Raw genomic sequence first — 20336 nt, forward strand, 5'->3', positions numbered from 1 at the left:
CATTGCCACAATCGCTTAGGATATTCAAAACAGTGAACTGGATCATCTATTACTTAATATTTTGTGACGCACTCCTCAAATTCGTAATTTAACTTGACTTCATCCCAGCCCAGCGTTTTTGCAGCAAGCTCGGCAAGATAGCGCAATTCGGGCTGAGCCATTTTTGCCAGAATTAATAACGGGATTCGTCGTCTGAGCAAATCTTCCAAATGCACAACCATTTCATTAGCGGCACAAAACACCAGATCGGCAAAAATTAAAGGCAGCGTAGGCGTTATCCGCTGTGCCAATGAAGCATCCTGCTCTATTAATTGAAAAATCACCGGCACGCGTTTTGCGTGTCTCCGTATCAGCCATTCGGCGCTTTCCTTGTCTATGCCCAGTGTTGCGGCTTGGAGCAAAATCGTACCTGCCCATCGCCGATAATCCTGACCGGATAACCACGGAAACGGCTTGCCGTTTGTTGCACAGGGTTCGTTGACGTCTAAGTTCTCGCAAAGCGTATTGACGATTTGCGCCGCATCCTCCCTGGCCGAAGTGATTTTTCCGCCGATCGAAGTCAACAAGCCGTTATCGGCGACTTTCAGCTCCCAGTCACGGCTGACGTCGGACGGCATTGCTTTTGAGCTTTGTTTTAAAACACGCAGCCCGGCGAAGCGGCCGATAACGTCGGCCTCGGTCCAACTCACCTTCAACACACGATTGGCCTCGGCCAGCAGATAATCGACTTCATCCTCTTCGACACGCACCTGATCGATATTGCCGGTGTAATCGGTATCGGTAGTGCCCAGCAGCGTTATTCCGTACCATGGGATTATGAAGAACACCCGTCCGTCCGACTCAGCGGTCAACAATAACGCTTCATCGTCCAGTATTTTTGGCAGGATTAAATGCACGCCCTTGGTTAATCGGCATCCGCTTTCAGCAGTCCATTGGCCGATTGCATTAATGACTTGCCGGGCGTAGACGGCTGCTGTTTTACCGTCAACCTGGTCTTGAACTGTAACGCCGCAAACTTGCCCCTGGTCTTCAATAAAACCGGTCGCTTTGCAGTAATTCACGCATACTGCTCCGGCCGATAACGCACCGTCAACCAATTCTAAAACTAAACGCGCATCGTCGGTCTGTGCATCGGCATAAGTAAACCCGCCGGTTAATGAGGCAGGATTGAGGCAGGGAAAACGCGCCATGAACGCGGCCCGGCTGAAATGACGATGGGCTTGGCCCGAGCCCAGCGTTCCGGCCAAAAAATCATAAAGCATCAAACCGAGTTTCAGGCTGACGCTGTTTAGCCGCCCGCCCTTAAAAACCGGAACGCCAAAACGCAACGGCCAGACGCGATGCGGCGCGGCTTGTTGCAGCATTTCTCGTTCACGCAGGGCTTTTTTAACCAGCTTGAAATCCAGCGATTCCAAATAGCGCAAGCCACCGTGTATCAGCTTGGTGGAAGCGGACGAGGTTCCCGAAGCCCAATCGCCTTGATCGACAATGGCGACTTTCAGGCCACGCAAAGCGGCATCATACGCCGTCCACGCGCCGTAAACGCCGCCGCCGCAAACCAGCACGTCAAAATGCCGATCGGCCAGTTGCGCAAAGTCCCGCTTCATGAATCGCGCATCCTCAACGCCAGCTGCGGGTCATCGGTAATCAGGATATCGACTCTCAGGTCCAGCGCCTTTTGGATTTCCTCAACACTGTTACAGGTATAAACTACGGAGCCTTTGCCCTGCTCCCGCAAAAGACTGGCAATAGACGGATTATGGATGTCGATGGGCAGGCAAAAGCCGGCAAGAAAATTGTATTGTTTCAGGAACTGCTCAATGTCGGCCTGAGTGTGGTGACCCGATAGTAGATAATAAAGAGGAAAATCCGGCGCATGCTGATGGGCAGCAATCAGCCCGGGCAGACTGAATGAAGAAATAAACACGCCATCGCCAGCCGAGGGGCCGATGATTGCCAACATCTGTAATATCTTGCTTTCCAGCCGCTGCGGCGATTCCCCGTCGCGGCTTTTAAGCTCGATATCCAGACCGCAACGCCCCCGATAAGTGTCGATGAATTCCTTAAGGCTCAACGCGCCTTCCGGCGGCGCATCGGGCGAGCAGTATCCTGTAAAATCCATTTGCTCAAGCTGCACGAAATCAAAATCGTCGATGCATTTTCCCTGATGGCCCAGTTTATCCAGCTCCCAGTCATGCCAAAGTACCGGCACTCCATCCAGGCTCAACTGCACATCCGTTTCAATGCCGTCAACCGGGTATTGCAGCGCTTTATTGAAGGCGGCTCGGGTGTTTTCGGCGGCCTCCCTGTTAGCGCCGCGATGGGCAAAGATCAAACATGCACTCTGGTCGCTCATAGCGTTATATCCTCATTAACCTGACTTAATAGCTCACAAGGTACTCGATGAGTGCTTTTTTAGCTAATTGAAATTGAGCCCTATTAATGGGTTGATTGCTACTCTGTTCATCCTATGAACGAATCCCGCATTCAAGCCAGCCCTTCTTCCTTCAATGCTTTTTGTACTGCGGGCCGCGCGGAAATTTTAGCGGCATAGTTCGCCAGTACCGGCCAGCGAGAAATATCGATATTGACATAAGCCCCCCAACGCAGGGTAACGAACAGATAAGCATCGGCCACGGTAAAATCATCGCCGAGCAAAAATGCCCGGTTGGAAAGATGCGCCGCGGCAGTTTCCAGACGCGAAGCCAGCAGGTTAGTGACCACTTGTTTAGCCTCTTCAGGCATAGCCGGATTAAACAAAGCCCCAAACCCTTTATGAATCTCGGTTGAAATAAAATTCAGCCATTGCTGCAATTGATAGCGCTCGAATGTTCCCGCCGGCGGGACTAATTTTTTGTCCGGCGCCTGGTCGGCAAGATACTGAACGATAGCGGGGCCTTCGGTTAATTTTTTGCCGTCGTCAAACATCAACACCGGCACGTAGCCATTCGGATTGATCAGCCGGAAATCCTCCCCGGCGCTGGTACGCTTGCTTTGCAAATCGACTTCGACCAGTTCAATAGGGAGTCCCGCTTCACAGGCTGTGATATGGGGCGACAGCGAACAGGCGCCTTTGCTGTAATAGAGTTTCATGGCTTTATCCTCTGAGCTGAATTAATAAACAAGGCCGATCAGTCTTTGACCGCACAATTTGAAACCGGTATTGACTGCATCGCACGGACCGGTGCGCAGATTAATAACTCACACACCGGCATTTAACCTGGACATTACACGGCAAACGGTTGCACATCGCCCGGCTTTCGCAACATTTTGTTCACTTCGTCAAGATGCAGTTCTTCGTCTACGATCATGTCTCGCGCATATTCCTCCAGTAGCACGGAAACGCCCTCCGCCACCTTCAGCAGCTCAAAATAGGCGGCTACCGCTGTTTTCTCGTGTTCCAGGCTCTCCCTTAGAATATCGCCGATATCATGCTTGGCTGTTTCCAATAAAGGGCCGATCTTAAGCGATGGATGACCTCCCAACAAGGTCACCAACTCACCCGCTTTATGGGCATGAATAAGGCTCTCGTCGGCATTGCTTTTAAGCCAGGAAACGATAGGAATGCGGTTATAGCCGTAAACCATCAGGGAATAATGCGTATAGCGAACAACCCCCGCCAGTTCAAGCTCCATAATTCTGTTAAGAATTCCCACCGCCTGTTGTTTTTGCTGATCGTTCATGTCCTGTCTCCTTTTGATTATAAAAGCGTTGCTTAAGCAACACCTCATTCGAATATTCATCAAAATTCTGATAACGATGCCCGTCACCGCCGCTTTAGCCGATATTATCGAAACAAGGATTTTTCTCAAGCGAATTGATGAAGAAATGACCGACCGCCTGAACCCAAGCCCTCGCTTAAACAAGCGGTTTACCCCGCTTGTTTTTAAACGCATAATTTGTGCTTTCGCAATAAATCCATCAGGGGAGTTTTCGATGAACTATGCAAATATGCTGGCCGTGGCGTTTGCCGAAGCGCAAGCCGGTTTTGATGAAGGCGGCGTCCCGGTCGGCGCGGCGCTATTCGATGCGCATGGCAATCTGCTCGGACGCGGCCGCAATCGCCGGGTGCAGGACAATGACCCGTCCGTACACGGAGAAACCGACGCCTTCCGTAAAGCCGGACGACAAACCAACTATCGCGATAAAATCCTGGTCACGACGCTGGCGCCCTGTTGGTATTGCTCGGGCCTGATCCGGCAGTTCAATATCGGCACGGTAGTGGTGGGCGAATCGGTCAACTTCGAAGGCCACCTGGATTGGCTCAAAGAGTCTGGGGTTAAGGTCATAGAAATGAACGATCTCGATTGCATTGAGCTGATGCGGCGCTTTATCGAACAATCACCGCAAATCTGGTTTGAAGATATCGGCGAATGCGATTGCAACTGATGCAGATACTCTGCCGACCTAACAGGTTTCGTACATCCGTGTGTCTGAATTCGCTCAGAGCCAATCTAAACGATATGCCCTATAGCGGTTTTTCAGTTATAATCCCTCACTTTTTATTGCCCAAGAGCGTTAATCCGTGTCCAGCATAAACAACGACTTATCTACTTTTCAGGGACTCATCCTGGCCTTACAGAAATACTGGTCAGATCAAGGCTGTATTCTATTACAGCCGTTGGATCAAGAAGTTGGCGCCGGGACCTTTCATCCCGCCACATTTTTACGCGCCATCGGCCCCGAGCCTTGGAATACGGCTTATGTGCAGCCGTCACGCCGGCCGACCGACGGCCGTTTTGGCGAAAACCCCAACCGCTTACAGCATTACTACCAGTTTCAGGTGGTGTTAAAACCATCGCCGGACAATATCCAGGAACTGTACCTGGGTTCATTGCGTCATTTGGGGCTGGATCTGCTCGAACATGACGTGCGCTTCGTCGAAGACAACTGGGAATCGCCAACGCTGGGCGCGTGGGGCTTGGGCTGGGAAGTCTGGCTGAACGGCATGGAAGTAACCCAGTTCACCTATTTCCAGCAAGTCGGCGGCCTGGAATGCCGTCCGATCACCGGCGAAATCACTTATGGCCTGGAGCGCATCGCCATGTACTTGCAGGGCGTTAAAAGCGTTTACGATCTGGTCTGGACCAAAGGCCCGTTCGGCACTGTCACTTACGGCGACGTATTTCATCAAAATGAAGTGGAAATGTCCGCCTATAACTTCGAGCACGCCAACGTCGAGTTCATGTTCCAGTGTTTTGAAACTTACGAGCGGGAATGCACCAAGCTGATCGACTTGAATCTGCCGCTACCGGCCTATGAAATGGTGCTGAAAGCCTCGCATGCGTTCAACCTGCTGGATGCGCGCCACGCCATCTCAGTTACCGAGCGCCAACGCTATTTGTTAAGAGTCAGGAATTTGGCCAAATCCGTAGCCGAAGCCTATTACCAACGCCGGGAATCGCTGGGCTTCCCGATGTTAACCGAGCAGGGAGCATAACATGAGCACAAGCCAACATTTATTATTCGAGCTGGGTTCGGAAGAACTGCCGCCCAAGACTTTGCTGAAACTCAGCGACGCTTTATTGAACAACATTATCCAGGGACTGAACGCCGCCGATTTAACGTTCACCGGCAGCAAGGCTTACGCCACGCCCCGGCGTCTGGCCGTTTTTATCGAAAACCTGTCCAGCGCACAACCCGATAAAATCGTGGAAAAACGCGGCCCGGCAGTGCAAGCGGCGTTTGCGCCCGACGGCACGCCCAGCAAAGCGGCCATGGGTTTTGCGGTCAGCTGCGGCACCAGTTTCGAACAACTGGAACGCCTGCTTACCGACAAAGGCGAGTGGCTCAGCTATACCCAAGCCGTCAAAGGCCAAGAAACTAAAAACCTGATTCCGGACATTATCCGCCAAAGCATCGCCGGACTGCCGATTGCCAAGCGCATGCGCTGGGGCAGCTTTACGACCGAATTCGTCAGGCCCGTGCACTGGGCTGTCTTGCTGTACGGCGACAGCGTCATTGACACGGAAATTCTGGGCCTGAAAACAGGCGCTTCAACCCAAGGACACCGCTTTCACGCACCGCAAAAAATCACCCTGACCAAGCCGGAAGACTATGCCGATGCCCTATATAAACAAGGCCATGTCATTGCCGACTTTGAACAACGAAAAACATTGATCCGTGACGCGGCGCAAAAAGCTGCCGCCGCAGTGAACGGCATTGCGCATATCGAAGACGATCTGCTGGAAGAAATTGCCGCGCTGAATGAATGGCCGGTGCCGATTACCGGGACGTTCGACCCGCGCTATCTGGAACTGCCCCCGGAAGTATTGATCACGACCATGCAAACCAACCAGAAATACTTTCCGGTTAAAAATGCCGACGGCGGTTTGCTGGCCTACTTTATTACCTTCAGCAATATTGAAAGCACCAACCCCAAATCCATCCAGCAAGGCAATGAGCGCGTGGTCACTCCGCGTCTTTCCGATGCTGAATTTTTCTGGAATCAGGATAGAAAAAAGACGCTGGAAGATCGCGTCGACAGCCTGTCCAGCGTTATTTTTCAGGAAAGTCTGGGCACGGTTTTCGAAAAAACCAAACGCGTTCAAAATCTCGCGAAATTCATTGCCGGGCATCTGCATGCCAACGTCGAATTGGCCGAACGCGCCGCGTTATTAGCCAAAACCGACCTGATGACCGAAATGGTCGGCGAATTCGGCAACCTGCAAGGCATTATGGGCCGCTACTATGCGCAGGCCGACAACGAACCGGCAGAAGTCGCACTGGCGCTTGAGGAACAGTATTTTCCCAAACAATCCGGCAGCCCTACCCCCAGCAGCACAACGGGGCAGATCCTTGCTATTGCGGAAAAAATGGACACCCTGGTCGGCATTTTTGCGGTCGGCCTGATCCCGACCGGCGACAAAGACCCGTATGCCTTACGGCGCGCCGCCCTGGGCATTCTCCGCACCATCATAGAGAACAAGCTCAACATCAATATCATTGAGTTAGTGGAATTCGCCGGCGCCCAGATTAAAACAGCATCCGATCAATCGGCAACCTCCGACCGGGTCATTGATTTTATTTTTGACCGCCTGAAAGGCTACTGCCTTGATCAAGGCTACACTGCCGATGAATTCGATGCGGTGATCACTGTAACGCCTGCCGAACCGCTGGATTTCATGCAACGTTTACAGGCCGTTAAAGCTTTCAGGCAGCTGCCCGAAGCCGAGAGTCTGGCGGCGGCAAACAAACGCATCCGCAATATCCTGAAAAAATCGGAATCGCAACCGGCGGCCAGCGTCGGGGCATTGATTGAAGCGCAAGAAAAGCAGTTATTGCAAGCCGCGCTGCAATCCGAGGACGATATTAAGCCGTTACTGGCGCAACGCGATTACCAGGCGACACTGAACCGCTTGGCAGGCTTGCGCAATGACGTCGATGCGTTTTTCGATTATGTGATGGTAATGACCGACGATCTTGACCTGCGCGCCAACCGGCTGGCATTGCTGAACCTGTTGTCCGAGCAGTTTTTGACTTGTGCAGACATCTCCAAACTGCAATCGTAAATGAACAGTACCTTGTCCCAACGCTCCAGCGGGAGTGCCGTAGGATGCGCTGAACGCAGTGAAGCGCATCATTCGTGAATGATGCGCTGGAGTGGCCTATAAATCATGCCTGAAAACCGCTACGTATTGCTGGATCGTGATGGCGTTATCAATCACGATTCGGATGAATTCATAAAGTCCCCGGAACAATGGCTGCCGATTGAAGGCAGCCTTGAAGCCATTGCCCTGTTCAATAAGCACGGCTATAAAGTCGTCGTGATCACCAACCAGTCCGGCTTGGCCCGGGGCTTGCTTGATGCCGCAACGCTGGAAAATATCCATGCAAAAATGCAGCGCATGGCCGCGGAAAAAGGCGGGAAAATCGATGCGATCTATTTTTGCCCCCACGGCCCGGACGATGGCTGTAGCTGCCGCAAACCCAAGCCGGGATTGCTTGAAACATTTGCAGCCGACAATAACGTCAACCTGAGCGGTATTGCTTTTATCGGCGATTCGCTCCGCGATCTCCAGGCAGCGCAGGCTGCCGGCGCAAGCCCGATATTAGTTAAAACTGGCAAAGGCCGAAAAACCCTGACTGAAAACCCCAATCTCGACATTCCCGTTTTTGAGAACTTATATGACGCAGCAAAACACCTCACATCAAGACCCTAGACCAAAAAACTATATCGGCTCGGCACTGTTATTTGTAGGCATATTCTCGACCGCGACCATTGTCGGCCTGTTAATTATTTTAACCAGGCCTTTTCCTTTTATCATTCGCTACAACATATCAAAGGCCTGGTGTACTGTGGTGTTATGGATGTCCAAGGTCTTTTGCGGCCTGCGTTATGAAGTGGAAGGACTGGAACACATCAATCCTCAACAACCCGCTATTGCCTTGAGCAATCACCAGTCCGCTTGGGAAACACTGGCGCTAAGACATATTCTTCCGATGCAAAGCGTGTTATTGAAGCGCTCGTTGCTGATGTTTCCCATTTGGGGCTGGGCGCTGGGAATGGTCAAACCTATCGCCATAGACAGGAACAACCAGCGCGCCGCATTGCGTATTCTGCTGGAAAAAGGAGCGATGTATTTAAACCAAGGCTTATGGATAGTTATTTTTCCGGAAGGCACGCGAACGGCGGCCGGGGAAGTCAGAAAATTCAGCGCGGGCGGAGCCATGTTGGCACAGAAAACCGGCTTCCCGGTCATTCCGGTCGCGCATAATGCCGGCGATTTTTGGCCGCGCTATAGCTTTTTGAAATATCCCGGTGTCATCAAGGTAAAAATAGGACCGGTTATTGAAACTAAGGGCCGCAAAGCTTCCGACATTAACGAAGAGGCAGAAGCCTGGATAGCTCAGGCAATAAAGGAGATGGGTTGATTACAGGCGAAAGACGAAAGGCAAAGGGCGAAAGGAACAGCGGCCCCTTTAGCCTTTAGCCTTTTACCTTTCACATATGCGTATAATGCCGCAAAGCGCATTTTCAATTTAACAATGGGAACAATCACATGAAAAAACTACTGCTCATTTCTCTGTCTGCATTATTACTCTCCGGTTGCGCAGATAGAAAAGAATATGAAGAGACTGTATTGCAGCAAATGCAGCTGGAAAAGGATATCAAGGACTACAAATTATCTCCGGAACGCATGGCCAAATGCGTCGTTGATACAAGCTCGAACAATATGCCCGGCATTTTTGCTTTCGATCCCAAACGCATGGAAGCCTACCGTAACTACACAAAAATGCTGACGCTGTCATCCTCTAAGGACCCTAAAAAGACTCTTGAAGAATTACGCGCTAATTTCGGCTCGGCAAAAGAGCTTGCAGAAGCCCATTCCAACTACACCGAAAGTCAGATGGACTGTTTGTCCGCTCTGATCGGAGAATCGGAAGAACCTACGAAAGACGAAAAATAACGCTGCTTTTCGTATAGCCCGATTAAAACAGCCTAATCAAGGGCGGCTCGGCCGCCTTTTTTGCCCCCGACTCACCCAGCTCCGCAACACCGTTTAAACTTTTTGCCGCTGCCGCAGGAACACGGGGCATTCTTGCCCAGGTTAGTCTGCAAGCCTACCTTGCCGATCGACTTAACCACCCCGTCCAGATAAAACCAGCCGCCCGCACGTTTGATAAACTGGCTGATCTCATTCATAACGTACTCTTCGCCATCCTCCAGATAATACGCTTTAAACTCCACGATACCTTTAGCGTCCTTAGCTCCGCCTTTTTTAGTATTGACGATTTCCAAGCGTTGCCAATCAACTTTTTCCTTGGAAAAATCGATCAATTCAGGCCGCACCGTGGCATCCCAGGTGTCCTGTAAATAGCCGGCATTATGCATGGCGTAAGCGGTAAAGCGCGAGCGCATCAGGGCTTCGGCGGTTAACGGCTTTTTTTCGCCGGAGTGAAAAGGGCCGCAGCATTGCGCGTATTCAATGCCCGAGCCGCAAAGGCAGAAAGTCTGTGTATTCAAAAGAAGTTTCCTTGTAAAAATGTTGGCTTATTTTACATGGATACGCATTTGCCGGCAGCGTGAATCGCGGCAACTTGGACGGTTCGCTTGGCGACGGGACTTTTGTTTATGAATGAGCGTTCTCGGCGGCTGCCCACCAGCACAGGGGGTAACAGATCGACATGACATATGTTCATAGCCTTACCATCACCGTAGTTGCTGATAGTATTGAGCGAGCTCTTGTATTTCTGCATCACTCAATTGTTGGCTGATCACGCGCATTCGACTGTAGATGTCGTTGTGGCGTTCACCCTTTTTATAGGCCATGAGCGTGGCTGCAAAATATTCAGCCTGCTGCCCAGCCAGAGCCGGTATATCCATTCTTTCACCTTCCCCATCTGAGCCATGACAGGTATAACACGGCGGCAGGGTGCGCTTGCCATCACCCTCAGAAACCAGGCGCTCGGCAACTTCCAGATCTTTCTTGCCGGCTTTATTCTTGGGGAGCGGCAAAGAGTTGTACCAAGCGGCCATATCCGCCATATCTTGATCGCTTAATCCCGTTGCGATTGAGGTCATGAGCGTGTGAATACGTTGTCCGTTTTTGTAATCCTGTAACTGCTTGTAGGTGTAGGTTGCGAGTTGGCCTGCCAACGAGGGGAAGTCCGGCGATGGACTAACGCCGTTGTCGCCATGACAACCGGCGCACTGCGCAGCTAATTCCTTGCCGTTATTGCTGTTGGCCTGCTTTATGAAATTCAGTTTATCGGGCGTCCAGGCGACTTGTGATGAGGGTTCCGCATGCGCAAAGCTTGCAGTAAAAAGCCCCAGCACTACTGCTTGAATCATTTTATTCATGATTAGTAGCCCCATCCGCTTGACTCAAACGTGTCCATGAGAAAGAACTGAAGAATAGGATAGCCAAAGCTGATAAGCATGGAGACGGCAATAACCCAGTGCCAGATTTTGAAATCATTCAGAAATTCAGGTAGATGATGGACCGGATGAATCGGTTCGGCGTATTCGACTTTGCCGGTATAGATTTCAGTCGTAGGATTTAACTGGGTCTTCGCCAGATTGTAGACAAATAAACAAGCCGATCCGAGCATGATCAGGCCCCCGACAATCATGGCCAATTCAAACGTATCCCAGGCCAGCGTGAGCGGATGGTTATATTGAACGCTGGAAATGCGTCGGGGCTGCCCTAACAATCCCAGAATATGCCAAGGCGTGGTCAGGACAACCATGCCGATAAACCAGGTCCATAATTGCAGCAATGCCATATCATTTGAGAACAGCGGCTTGCCCGTCAGTATCGGCCAGAGATAATAAGCGATGGCAAAGTACATGATCACGGTCGTGCCGGCAAAGATCAGATGGAAATGGCCGGGTACCCAGGCGGTATTATGAATCATCGCATTCATGGCATAGCTGGCGTTGACGATGCCACCAAAACCGCCCAGCATCAGCATCAGTAAGCCCAGAATCATGGCCAGCACCATCGAGTTACGCCAAGGCAGGGCGCCTATCCAGCCGAACAAGCCTTTGCCGCCACGCAGTCTGCCGGCAATTTCCAGCGAGGCAATTACAGCAAAACCGGTCAACAAAGTTGGCAGGACCACAATGAACGTGCCGACCCCGTGCAATAACTTCCAGCCTTTGGCCTGTTCCGGATCCATATACAGATGATGGAAACCAATCGGCAGGCTGAAAACGACCAGCACAATAAACGAAACTCTGGCTATTTCATCGCTCAATATATAGCTGCCTGCCTGCTTGGGCACCAATACGTAAAAAGCCGTGTAAGCCGGAATCAACCAAAAATAAACGATGGGATGCAGAGTCCAGGCAAACAGCGTACGCGCCAGGCCGGGATCAATCGTATCCATCCAGCCGAAAGCCCACGGCAGTATTTGAAACAGGACTTCGGCAGCGACCCCAACGCTGGTCCACAGCCATAACACGGCATTGGACACAGTTGCGAACATGGCCAGAGGCACGGGCTGGCCGGGGTTTGCCCGCTTCCATTGGCCCATCATGACAATCATGATGGCGCACCAGACCCAAGAGCCGGCAATTAATAAAGTCGCGCCGACATAAAATAGCGTATGCGCCTTTATCGGCGGATAAAAGGTATAGAGCACGGAGGCCGAACCCGTCAGCAACGGTATGGCCGCCAGAACCGTACCCAACAGGGAAACGGCGAAGCCGGCCCAGGCCAGTTTTATGTTCCATACCGGCTGATTCAGGCTGGTCGTGGCTGTGTAATAGCCGAAACCGGGTACAAAAAAGATGGTGAGAACATAAGCCATCAACACGCCGTGGCTGCTGACCGAAGCAAAATAAACCCGGCTTGACTCAATAATCGGCAGGAAACCGCTGCGTTCCATAACCTGGTAAGCGCCCATGAATGAAGCAATAAGAAATGCTCCGAAAGCAATCCACATGTGGCTTAATGCCAGTTTTCTTTCTGCCGCATCATTCATGGTCGCTGTCTCCTTTAGAGGCTGTTGTTACCGGAGCGGTCCAGTGTTCTTTTGCGACAACGGTGATACTTCCCCACATGTGATCGTGCCCCATGCCGCAATATTCATTGCACAGTAACGGGTAATTGCCGGGTTTCGGAAAGTCCGTCTTAAGCTCTGCGACGTAGCCGGGCAGTATCATGGTATTCATGTTAGTCATCGGCAAATGGATGCCGTGCAAGACATCCATACTGACCCAGCGGAATTTTAAAGGCGTACCGGAAGGTACGGTAACCTGTTTGGGGTAAAAGCCATAGCGCCCGGCCACTATCCTGACCGTTACGTTGCCGTTACCATCAACCTGAACACCCAGGTTGTCTTCGGCGAATTCTTTGCTCAGATGCAGACGCGCGGAATCGATGGTTTCAACATGACTAGGAGGATTAATGTCATGGACTAGCGCATCTATCATAATGATGGCAACAAACAGGCTGGCTATGGCCAGTATCACGTAGGCCCATCTCTTTTCCAATGGATCAACATGAATAGGGTCGCCTTTAGACAGATCGGCTATGGTCTGAATTGCATTGGCCCATTTCTTTTTCAATGGATCGGTATTCATAAGGCCAGCCTTAGTCTATAGCACCGCGCGGCAGGAATACGCCGTAATAGAGAAACAGCCAGGCGGCAACCATGCCTAGGCTGACAGTAAGCATCAGTGCCCAAGTACCGATAGGCGAGCTATTGATGATTTTTTGACGTTCTTCTTCGCTTAATTGACTCATAGCTTCTCCTCAGTGTTCTTTTGTTATTGGCTCTAACGACGATACTGGAGATTCAGCCGGTCCGGCAGATGGGACGGAGATTGTCTAGACGGGCATGTCCGAATTTAATTGCCTGATGGGTGAAAAGTCAATTTTTATTATGTTGTTGAAATATAAAACAATTAAGTATTAATACTTACTGCCACACCCTAAGCATCCGATTTATAACGTGATGCTGATTCGAGTCTGTTTAAAGAAATTTGTCGAAGTCAGACAAAATATGAGCAGCGCCTTCCCATTGACCCAGCTATATTTGAGCCGGCGTTCTTTTGAGGCGGCAGGTTCTAATGTCTTGATGGCGGTTTAGGCAATTCTGGTATTGAACTGGGTGAGTGATCCCGTCTAATCTCATGATGCCGACATTTTGAAGGCAGATTTCAGAAACTTTTCGGAAAATGTTGCCGGAAAAAAGCTGTTTTAGTGTTTAATGGTGATAATTCATAGTACCAAATTGTTGAGCCATTTCTGCCTCAACAATATCCATAAATTTCTTGAAAATAGACAAGAACATCCAACATCTGTACAAGCGAACTAATGTCACAAGCTCAAAAAAATCATAATAACTCTTTAAATTGCAATAACTTACATAGGCTTTGCATTGCCCCTATGTTAGATTGGACTGACAGGCACTGCCGCTATTTCCATCGGCTGATTTCACAACATGCGTTTTTGTATACCGAAATGGTAACTACCGGCGCGTTGATTCATGGCGAGCACCACCGGTTTTTACAATTTAACGCCGTTGAAAAACCGGTTGCGTTCCAGTTGGGCGGCAGTAATCCGCGCGAACTGGCCCACTGCGCGAAAATGATCGAAGATTACGGCTACGACGAAGTCAACCTGAATGTCGGCTGTCCGAGCGACCGGGTTCAAAACGGCCGTTTCGGCGCTTGCTTGATGGCGGAACCCGAACTGGTCGCCGAATGCGTTGCGGCAATGGCGCAGGCGGTATCAATTCCGGTTACGGTCAAATCGAGAATCGGCATTGATGAGCGCGATTCTTATGAAGAATTAACGCATTTTATCTCGACCGTGGCCGCTGCCGGTTGCGAAACCTTTATCATCCATGCCAGAAAGGCGTGGCTGAGCGGCTTGTCGCCCAAACAAAACCGTGATATTCCCCCCTTACGCTACGACGTGGTCTATCAAATAAAGCAGGACTTTCCGCAACTGGAAATCATCCTGAACGGCGGCATCACCACCTTGGATCAAGCCGAAGATGTTTTACAGCATGTTGATGGCGTCATGGTCGGCAGGGAGGCTTATCACAATCCTTATTTATTGGCCGATGTGGACAGACGCTTTTATGGCGATTCCACAGAACCCCGGTCACGGGAAATGATTATGGAATTGTTAATCCCTTATATCAAAGAGCAGCTCGACCTTAACGATGGCGTCCGCTTGAACAGTATAACCCGGCACATTTTAGGTCTTTTTCATGGCGAGCCGGGAGCCAGAGGCTGGCGCCGGCATCTTAGCGAAAACGTTTGCAAGCCCGGCGCGGACATCAATGTAATCTTGAATGCGCTACCTCCAAGGCTATAGGCAAAGGCATTAGCCGAAGCTTTGCCCACAAGAATGTAGTCAAGGGGTGTAAGCTCGACTGCATGAATTGCAGGAGCAATTGCCGAGGAGCAGAAGCTTCGCCTACAGGACGTAGGCGAGGGGCGTGAGCTTGGAGCGGAAGCTTTAAAACTCAAGGCTCAATGTGTATACTGACCAGCTATTTTTATAAGTGAGATTGAAATAATGGAAGAGCATTTTGCCAAGATTATCGAGGCAGTCGGTGAAGATTTAAATCGCGAGGGCCTGATCGATACGCCAAAACGCGCGGCCAAGGCTTTCAAGTTTTTAAATAACGGCTACGAAAAAACACTGGATGAAGTGTTGAACGACGCTATTTTTACCGCAGACACCGAAGACATGGTTATTGTGAAGGATATTGAACTGTATTCTTTATGCGAGCACCATTTATTGCCGTTTATCGGCAAATGTCATGTCGGTTATTTGCCGAAAGGCAAGGTCATGGGCTTGTCCAAAGTGGCTCGCGTTATCGACATGTACGCCCGCCGCCTGCAAATCCAGGAAGTGCTGACCAAGCAAATAGCCGATGCGATTGAACTGGCAACCGGCGCCCGAGGTGTGGCGGTGGTTATTGAAGCCAAGCATTTGTGCATGATGATGCGCGGCGTTGAAAAGCAAAACTCGGTGATGACTACTTCCGTGATGACCGGGATCTTCCGCAAGGAAATCAGCACCCGCTCGGAATTTTTAAACCTGATCAACCGTCAAACCTAAGCCTATGGGAGATAAAGTCGAACTCATGACGACCAAAAAAACCGGCGTGTTACTGGCGAACCTGGGTTCGCCTACCGCACCGACCACGTCTGCAGTTCGGCGGTTTCTTAGGGAATTTCTTTGGGATCCGCGCGTCGTCAACCTGCCCCGGCCGCTGTGGTGGGTAATACTGCATTTTTTCGTACTGCCGTTTCGCCCCCGCAAATCGGCCTTAGCCTATCGCAACATCTGGCATGAAAAAGGTTCTCCGTTAATTTTCCTGACTCTGCAATTAAGTGAACGGGTCGCCGAGAAATTGCATCGCAAAGGCGTCACTACCCAGCATGTCATGCGCTACGGCGAACCCTCGATAGCGAAGCAATTAAGAGCATTCAAAAATGCGGGCGTCGATAACTTGATCGTCCTGCCGTTGTATCCGCAATATTCTTCGACCACCACCGCCTCCATCTATGATGAAATGGTCAAGGAACTGAGCCACTGGAAGCACCTGCCCCACATTCACTTTATCAGCGATTATCACCAGCACAGCCATTATATTGCCGCGGTTGCCGAATCCATCGAACAAAGCTGGCGGGAGCACGGCAAAAACCAGCTGCTACTGATGTCTTTCCACGGCCTGCCCGAGCAACTCACCAAGTGGGGCGACCCTTATTTTCACCAGTGCCACAAAACCGCTACCCTGATTGCAGAAAAACTGGGCATTGATGAAAAACAATGGATGATTGTGTTCCAGTCGCGTTTCGGCAAAGCACAATGGCTAAAACCTTATTGCGTGGACACACTAAAAAGTCTTCCTTCGCAAGGCATTAAAAAGATAGATATTGTCTGCCCGGGCTTTGCGGTGGACTGTCTTGAAACGCTGGAAGAAATAGCAATGGAAAACAGGGCTATCTTTTTAGCGTCCGGCGGCGAGGAGTATCGCTATATCGCGGCGCTGAATGATTCAGAAGCCCATGCTGATGCGATAGTTAATTTGCTTGAACAGAAGCTGTAAACTTATCCCGGCTGCTTAAGGCGCAACACCCCAACGCGGCATAGCGCAGTTGCCGGGACATAAAACAGTAACACGCTATACTTTAATATTAAGCATTTCCAATCACGTCATGCCGATGACGGCTTTTGACTCGGCAAAGTTGTGCGTAACAATTAAGAGCAAGAGCTTGAGAACGAGAAGAAGAGCATAATCCGGTCACGATATAGGCTAAACCATGAAAGAAACACTATTACAAACCTGGCAAGATAGCAGTTGGCCGATAATCAAATCCAGCAAACCCCTGGATACCGGCGATGGCGTTCTTGATGAAAAATCCTTCAATACCATTGAAGTCGATGAGCTATTCGACGCCGTCAATCATGCCTCAACGGTTGTAGGGCAAGCGGCGTTGTATCGATCTTTAGCCCAGCCGCTGAATGACCTGGAGCAAATCAAGGCCAAACAGCAAGCCGTTGAAGAACTGCGCGATAATCCGGTGCTCAAAGAACAATTTGAGCAAATCGTGCAACAGGCTGTGCCCAATGAAAAGAACTTCTATTTATTGCTGTTCGGCGAATTCCTCGGCTCGTTCGGCACCGCCAGAGAAGAGCATGAAATCGAAGGCTACGGCTACCTGCAATACAAACGCGGCATCCGTTTTATGCTGGAACTGGTCGATCAGATCCAATCCGTGGAAGCCCCGCAAAGCGAGTACCTCAAAGGCATTTGCGACAAGATCAAAGCATTCGCAGAATCACGCCCTTACTCGCTAATGGAAGGACCTGTCTACATCACTGAGAACAATCTCCAGTGCAAGGAACAACGGAAGGGCAATTTCTCGCCTGCGATTATTTTTAGGCCTCGGCTATTCAAGCCGCTGCTGATCGCCCTGTTTTTCGGAGCCGTCTGGACGCTCGCGCATTTTTTTCCGAGCGACATGTTCCAGATTTCGGTTGAGGCCATCCCGACCGCGTCTATTTTCTTCGTGCCTCTTTTACTGATTTATTATCCGATAGTCGGCGGCTTTGACCGTGACAGCTGCATTATTCCATTACGAAACGAGTTCAGACAATCCCCCGCAGTAGCCGAAACTCTGGATGCGCTGGGTCAGCTTGATGAATTACTGTCATTCCTGAAGTTTGCCGAGGCATTCGCCGGAAACACGGTGTTACCCGAACTGGTTGACGCACCGCATCATCGGATAAACCTGCAAGATGCCAAAAATCCGGTTTTAGGCAAGCAAAACCCGGACTATGTCGGTAACGATTTTGTGCTGGAAGAGGACAAATTGGTCCTGGTTACCGGTCCCAACAGCGGCGGCAAAACCGCTTTTTGCAAAACCGTCACCCAAATCCAGCTACTTGCTCAAATCGGCTGCTATGTTCCGGCCAAATCGGCAACGCTGACCGTCGCCGACCGGATATTCTATCAAGCGCCGGAAATCAGTCATCTGGACGACGGAGAAGGCCGCTTCGGCACCGAACTGAAAAGAACCAAAGAGATTTTCCTGGCCGCAACCGCGAAAAGCCTGGTGGTGCTGGACGAATTATCCGAAGGCACAACCTTCGAAGAAAAAATGGAATCGTCGTCGAATGTGCTGAACGGCTTTTACCGGAAAGGCAACAGCACTGTTTTAATTACCCACAATCATCAATTGGTCGATCATTTTGTCGCTCAAGGCATAGGCTTGCCAAGGCAGGTCGAATTTGCCAACGATGCCCCCACCTACAAACTGGTTCCAGGCATTTCAAGGGTCAGCCATGCGGATCGCGTAGCTAAAAAGATCGGTTTTTCTAAAGAAGATATAGACAACTATCTGGCAGATTCACAATGAAAATAGGCACAGCATTATCAAACAGCGCAACCAAAGCCCTGCTGCTTGGCAGCGGCGAACTGGGCAAGGAATTGGCGATTGCATTGCAACGCTACGGCGTGGAAGTGATTGCCGTCGACCGCTACCCGAAAGCACCGGCTCAACACGTCGCGCATCGCAGCCATGTGATCGACATGACCGACACCGAAGCCGTCAAAAAACTGATCGCTCTGGAACAGCCGGACTTTATCATCCCCGAAATTGAAGCGATTGCGACTCAAGCACTACTTGACATAGAGTCAGAAAGTGGGTGTATAGTTGTACCCAACGCCCGGGCGATTCAATTGACGATGAACCGGGAAGGCATCAGAACCTTGGCCGCAAAGCAGCTTAAAATTCCCACCTCGGACTATGCGTTTGCTGAAAGTTTTGATGAACTTCAGGCAGCAGTTGACGGCGGCATCGGTTATCCGTGCTTTATCAAACCGACCATGTCGTCATCCGGCAAAGGCCAATCCATGGTCAAAAGCGCCGACCAACTTAAAGCTGCCTGGGATTACGCCAAATCCAGCGGCCGAGTGGATACCGGCAAAGTCATTGTCGAAGCAAAAATAGACTTTGATTTTGAAATCACCCTGCTGACGGTGCGCGCCTTGAATCAGCACGGCGAAGTCGAAACTCACTTTTGCGCACCGATAGGCCATGTGCAGGAAAGCGGCGATTACCGGGAAAGCTGGCAACCGCAAGCCATGAGTTCCGCCGCGATAAAAGCGTCGCAAGACATTGCTTTTAAAATAACCGATGAGATCGGGGGACTCGGTCTGTTTGGGGTTGAACTGTTTATCAAGGGCGACACCGTATGGTTTAGCGAAGTCAGTCCCAGACCGCATGACACCGGCATGGTGACGATGGCCACCCAAAAACAAAATGAATTTGAATTGCATGCCAGAGCTATCCTGGGCTTGCCCGTCGATACCGGCATGCAAAGCACAGGAGCCAGCGCCGTCATATTAGGCGGCTTGGATGCACAAGGCGTAATTTACGAAGGGCTGGATAAGGCGCTGTCTGTCCCAACCAGCGAAATCAGGTTGTTTGGCAAGCCGGAGGCCTTTGTAAACAGACGCATGGGAGTTGCGTTAGCGACCGCTGAAACTGTCGATGAAGCCAGAAACAGGGCCGTCAAAGCCGCAACTATGATCGTTATTAAACCTGATCGGTAGGTGACAATATGATGAGAATTCACGTCAGGCTATCCCGCCTGCCGCCCTTCGGGTTAATGCAAATCTGTTCCAGACAGATTTGTCACGTCAGGCTATCCCGCCTGCCGCCCTTCGGGTTAATGCAAATCTGTTCCAGACAGATTTGTCACGTCAGGCTAATGCAAATCCGTTCCAGACAGATTTGTGCCGTTATTTTAGCCAGTTTACTCATCTCAAACGAGGCGCTGGCCGACATCTACAAATTCATCGCGAATGACGGCCGCATCTACTATACCGATAAACCTAAAAACAGCATGTACAAGCGTATCATACGCACCAGGGCATTAAATTATTCCGCCGCCCTGCCGTACATGGGCGTTAATAAAAAGAAATTCACCGACCTGATTACCGAAGCAGCCAACCGCCATCAGGTTGATGCCAGACTGGTACATGCCGTTATCCAAGCCGAATCCGCTTACAATGCTTCCGCAATATCCTCAGCCGGAGCCGTCGGCTTAATGCAACTAATGCCCGACACGGCAAGACGCTACGGCGTCGTTAACCGGAACGATCCGGTACAGAATATCGACGGCGGCACACATTACTTAAAAGACTTGCTCAGAATGTTTAATTCGAATCTGGATTTGGCCGTTGCCGCCTATAACGCCGGAGAAAATGCCGTAATCAGACACAACAACTCCATTCCGCCCTACCCCGAAACGCGCAATTACGTCAAAACGGTGTTGGGTTTGTATTACAGGCACTCTTGAGCTGACGGTCGTCTTTTGCTGACGACAGCGTAACTGTTGGATTATTTC

General features: G+C 50.6%; 21 protein-coding genes. 12 read left to right on the forward strand and 9 right to left on the reverse strand.

The genetic code is table 11. The features are described 5' to 3' along the window. Nucleotides 1–53: 53 nt before the first annotated feature. From M0R47_RS00925 to M0R47_RS00940, 4 genes are all read right to left on the reverse strand, one after another. The gene (locus M0R47_RS00925; protein WP_292549070.1) at nt 54–1607 is read right to left on the reverse strand and encodes a glycerol-3-phosphate dehydrogenase/oxidase; all 1554 of its coding nucleotides are present in this window, start codon (nt 1605–1607) and stop codon (nt 54–56) included. After that, nucleotides 1604–2356 (reverse strand): glycerophosphodiester phosphodiesterase, encoded by a 753-nt coding sequence (locus M0R47_RS00930; RefSeq protein ID WP_292549073.1) that lies wholly within the window; start codon nt 2354–2356, stop codon nt 1604–1606. The genes M0R47_RS00925 and M0R47_RS00930 overlap by 4 nt, the downstream gene beginning before the upstream one ends. A gap of 131 nt (nt 2357–2487) precedes the next feature. Continuing rightward, on the reverse strand, nt 2488–3093 hold the full coding sequence (gene gstA / locus M0R47_RS00935; RefSeq protein ID WP_292549075.1) for a glutathione transferase GstA: 606 nt from the start codon (nt 3091–3093) through the stop codon (nt 2488–2490). A gap of 134 nt (nt 3094–3227) precedes the next feature. Beyond that, nucleotides 3228–3683: a ferritin-like domain-containing protein gene (locus M0R47_RS00940; protein WP_292549077.1), complete on the reverse strand. Its 456-nt coding sequence runs from the start codon at nt 3681–3683 to the stop codon at nt 3228–3230. Nucleotides 3684–3936: 253 nt separating this feature from the next. On the opposite strand from M0R47_RS00940, the gene M0R47_RS00945 reads away from it, so the two are divergent. The 6 genes from M0R47_RS00945 to M0R47_RS00970 all read left to right on the forward strand — a co-directional run bounded on the left by M0R47_RS00945 (nt 3937) and on the right by M0R47_RS00970 (nt 9410). Then, nucleotides 3937–4389, forward strand: a complete 453-nt coding sequence (locus tag M0R47_RS00945; RefSeq protein WP_292549079.1) for a nucleoside deaminase — start codon at nt 3937–3939, stop codon at nt 4387–4389. Nucleotides 4390–4525: 136 nt separating this feature from the next. After that, nucleotides 4526–5440: a glycine--tRNA ligase subunit alpha gene (gene glyQ / locus M0R47_RS00950; RefSeq protein WP_292549081.1), complete on the forward strand. Its 915-nt coding sequence runs from the start codon at nt 4526–4528 to the stop codon at nt 5438–5440. A 1-nt stretch (nt 5441) separates the two neighbouring features. Continuing rightward, complete coding sequence (gene glyS, locus M0R47_RS00955) at nt 5442–7511, forward strand: glycine--tRNA ligase subunit beta (RefSeq protein WP_292549083.1); 2070 nt, start codon at nt 5442–5444, stop codon at nt 7509–7511. A 105-nt stretch (nt 7512–7616) separates the two neighbouring features. Beyond that, nucleotides 7617–8162 (forward strand): D-glycero-beta-D-manno-heptose 1,7-bisphosphate 7-phosphatase, encoded by a 546-nt coding sequence (gmhB, locus tag M0R47_RS00960; protein ID WP_292549085.1) that lies wholly within the window; start codon nt 7617–7619, stop codon nt 8160–8162. Beyond that, a complete protein-coding gene (locus M0R47_RS00965; RefSeq protein WP_292549087.1) occupies nt 8128–8874 on the forward strand; it encodes a lysophospholipid acyltransferase family protein in 747 nt (248 codons plus the stop codon). Before gmhB ends, M0R47_RS00965 begins: the two co-directional genes overlap by 35 nt. 128 nt (nt 8875–9002) lie before the next feature. Then, nucleotides 9003–9410 (forward strand): hypothetical protein, encoded by a 408-nt coding sequence (locus M0R47_RS00970; protein WP_292549089.1) that lies wholly within the window; start codon nt 9003–9005, stop codon nt 9408–9410. A 71-nt stretch (nt 9411–9481) separates the two neighbouring features. Here the strand turns inward: M0R47_RS00970 and M0R47_RS00975 are convergent, their stop codons facing one another. The 5 genes from M0R47_RS00975 to M0R47_RS00995 all read right to left on the reverse strand — a co-directional run bounded on the left by M0R47_RS00975 (nt 9482) and on the right by M0R47_RS00995 (nt 13196). Further along, the gene (locus M0R47_RS00975; protein ID WP_292549091.1) at nt 9482–9967 is read right to left on the reverse strand and encodes a YchJ family protein; all 486 of its coding nucleotides are present in this window, start codon (nt 9965–9967) and stop codon (nt 9482–9484) included. Nucleotides 9968–10153: 186 nt separating this feature from the next. Beyond that, on the reverse strand, nt 10154–10804 hold the full coding sequence (locus M0R47_RS00980) for a c-type cytochrome (RefSeq protein WP_292549093.1): 651 nt from the start codon (nt 10802–10804) through the stop codon (nt 10154–10156). Nucleotides 10805–10806: 2 nt separating this feature from the next. After that, complete coding sequence (locus M0R47_RS00985) at nt 10807–12432, reverse strand: cbb3-type cytochrome c oxidase subunit I (RefSeq protein ID WP_292549095.1); 1626 nt, start codon at nt 12430–12432, stop codon at nt 10807–10809. Beyond that, complete coding sequence (locus M0R47_RS00990) at nt 12425–13033, reverse strand: cytochrome C oxidase subunit II (protein ID WP_292549097.1); 609 nt, start codon at nt 13031–13033, stop codon at nt 12425–12427. Before M0R47_RS00990 ends, M0R47_RS00985 begins: the two co-directional genes overlap by 8 nt. 10 nt (nt 13034–13043) lie before the next feature. After that, nucleotides 13044–13196: a hypothetical protein gene (locus M0R47_RS00995; protein ID WP_292549099.1), complete on the reverse strand. Its 153-nt coding sequence runs from the start codon at nt 13194–13196 to the stop codon at nt 13044–13046. Between the two features lie 573 nt (nt 13197–13769). Between M0R47_RS00995 and dusA the strand changes: the two genes are divergently transcribed. From dusA to M0R47_RS01025, 6 genes are all read left to right on the forward strand, one after another. Continuing rightward, on the forward strand, nt 13770–14780 hold the full coding sequence (dusA, locus tag M0R47_RS01000; RefSeq protein ID WP_292549101.1) for a tRNA dihydrouridine(20/20a) synthase DusA: 1011 nt from the start codon (nt 13770–13772) through the stop codon (nt 14778–14780). Nucleotides 14781–14984: 204 nt separating this feature from the next. After that, nucleotides 14985–15533, forward strand: a complete 549-nt coding sequence (folE, locus tag M0R47_RS01005) for a GTP cyclohydrolase I FolE (protein WP_292549103.1) — start codon at nt 14985–14987, stop codon at nt 15531–15533. 25 nt (nt 15534–15558) lie between these two features. After that, entirely contained in the window at nt 15559–16527 is a 969-nt protein-coding gene (gene hemH / locus M0R47_RS01010) for a ferrochelatase (RefSeq protein WP_292549105.1), read from the forward strand. A gap of 214 nt (nt 16528–16741) precedes the next feature. Then, nucleotides 16742–18340 carry a DNA mismatch repair protein MutS gene (locus M0R47_RS01015; protein WP_292549107.1) on the forward strand — a complete coding sequence of 533 codons (1599 nt, stop codon included), beginning with the start codon at nt 16742–16744 and terminating at the stop codon, nt 18338–18340. Next, on the forward strand, nt 18337–19539 hold the full coding sequence (gene purT, locus M0R47_RS01020; RefSeq protein ID WP_292549109.1) for a formate-dependent phosphoribosylglycinamide formyltransferase: 1203 nt from the start codon (nt 18337–18339) through the stop codon (nt 19537–19539). The genes M0R47_RS01015 and purT overlap by 4 nt, the downstream gene beginning before the upstream one ends. 158 nt (nt 19540–19697) lie before the next feature. After that, entirely contained in the window at nt 19698–20288 is a 591-nt protein-coding gene (locus M0R47_RS01025; protein ID WP_292549320.1) for a lytic transglycosylase domain-containing protein, read from the forward strand. The last annotated feature ends 48 nt before the right edge of the window (nt 20289–20336 follow it).

Source organism: Methylobacter sp., assembly GCF_023227905.1.
GTDB lineage: Bacteria > Pseudomonadota > Gammaproteobacteria > Methylococcales > Methylomonadaceae > Methylobacter_A.

Excerpts from the sequence above, each read along its gene's own strand:
- M0R47_RS00925 (WP_292549070.1), bottom strand. The coding sequence starts at position 1,607 with ATGAAGCGGGACTTTGCGCAACTGGCCGATCGGCATTTTGACGTGCTG.
- M0R47_RS00930 (WP_292549073.1), bottom strand. The coding sequence starts at position 2,356 with ATGAGCGACCAGAGTGCATGTTTGATCTTTGCCCATCGCGGCGCTAAC.
- gstA (WP_292549075.1), bottom strand. The coding sequence starts at position 3,093 with ATGAAACTCTATTACAGCAAAGGCGCCTGTTCGCTGTCGCCCCATATC.
- M0R47_RS00940 (WP_292549077.1), bottom strand. The coding sequence starts at position 3,683 with ATGAACGATCAGCAAAAACAACAGGCGGTGGGAATTCTTAACAGAATT.
- M0R47_RS00945 (WP_292549079.1), top strand. The coding sequence starts at position 3,937 with ATGAACTATGCAAATATGCTGGCCGTGGCGTTTGCCGAAGCGCAAGCC.
- glyS (WP_292549083.1), top strand. The coding sequence starts at position 5,442 with ATGAGCACAAGCCAACATTTATTATTCGAGCTGGGTTCGGAAGAACTG.
- gmhB (WP_292549085.1), top strand. The coding sequence starts at position 7,617 with ATGCCTGAAAACCGCTACGTATTGCTGGATCGTGATGGCGTTATCAAT.
- M0R47_RS00965 (WP_292549087.1), top strand. The coding sequence starts at position 8,128 with ATGACGCAGCAAAACACCTCACATCAAGACCCTAGACCAAAAAACTAT.
- M0R47_RS00970 (WP_292549089.1), top strand. The coding sequence starts at position 9,003 with ATGAAAAAACTACTGCTCATTTCTCTGTCTGCATTATTACTCTCCGGT.
- M0R47_RS00980 (WP_292549093.1), bottom strand. The coding sequence starts at position 10,804 with ATGAATAAAATGATTCAAGCAGTAGTGCTGGGGCTTTTTACTGCAAGC.
- M0R47_RS00985 (WP_292549095.1), bottom strand. The coding sequence starts at position 12,432 with ATGAATGATGCGGCAGAAAGAAAACTGGCATTAAGCCACATGTGGATT.
- M0R47_RS00990 (WP_292549097.1), bottom strand. The coding sequence starts at position 13,033 with ATGAATACCGATCCATTGAAAAAGAAATGGGCCAATGCAATTCAGACC.
- M0R47_RS00995 (WP_292549099.1), bottom strand. The coding sequence starts at position 13,196 with ATGAGTCAATTAAGCGAAGAAGAACGTCAAAAAATCATCAATAGCTCG.
- dusA (WP_292549101.1), top strand. The coding sequence starts at position 13,770 with ATGTCACAAGCTCAAAAAAATCATAATAACTCTTTAAATTGCAATAAC.
- folE (WP_292549103.1), top strand. The coding sequence starts at position 14,985 with ATGGAAGAGCATTTTGCCAAGATTATCGAGGCAGTCGGTGAAGATTTA.
- hemH (WP_292549105.1), top strand. The coding sequence starts at position 15,559 with ATGACGACCAAAAAAACCGGCGTGTTACTGGCGAACCTGGGTTCGCCT.
- M0R47_RS01015 (WP_292549107.1), top strand. The coding sequence starts at position 16,742 with ATGAAAGAAACACTATTACAAACCTGGCAAGATAGCAGTTGGCCGATA.
- purT (WP_292549109.1), top strand. The coding sequence starts at position 18,337 with ATGAAAATAGGCACAGCATTATCAAACAGCGCAACCAAAGCCCTGCTG.
- M0R47_RS01025 (WP_292549320.1), top strand. The coding sequence starts at position 19,698 with ATGCAAATCCGTTCCAGACAGATTTGTGCCGTTATTTTAGCCAGTTTA.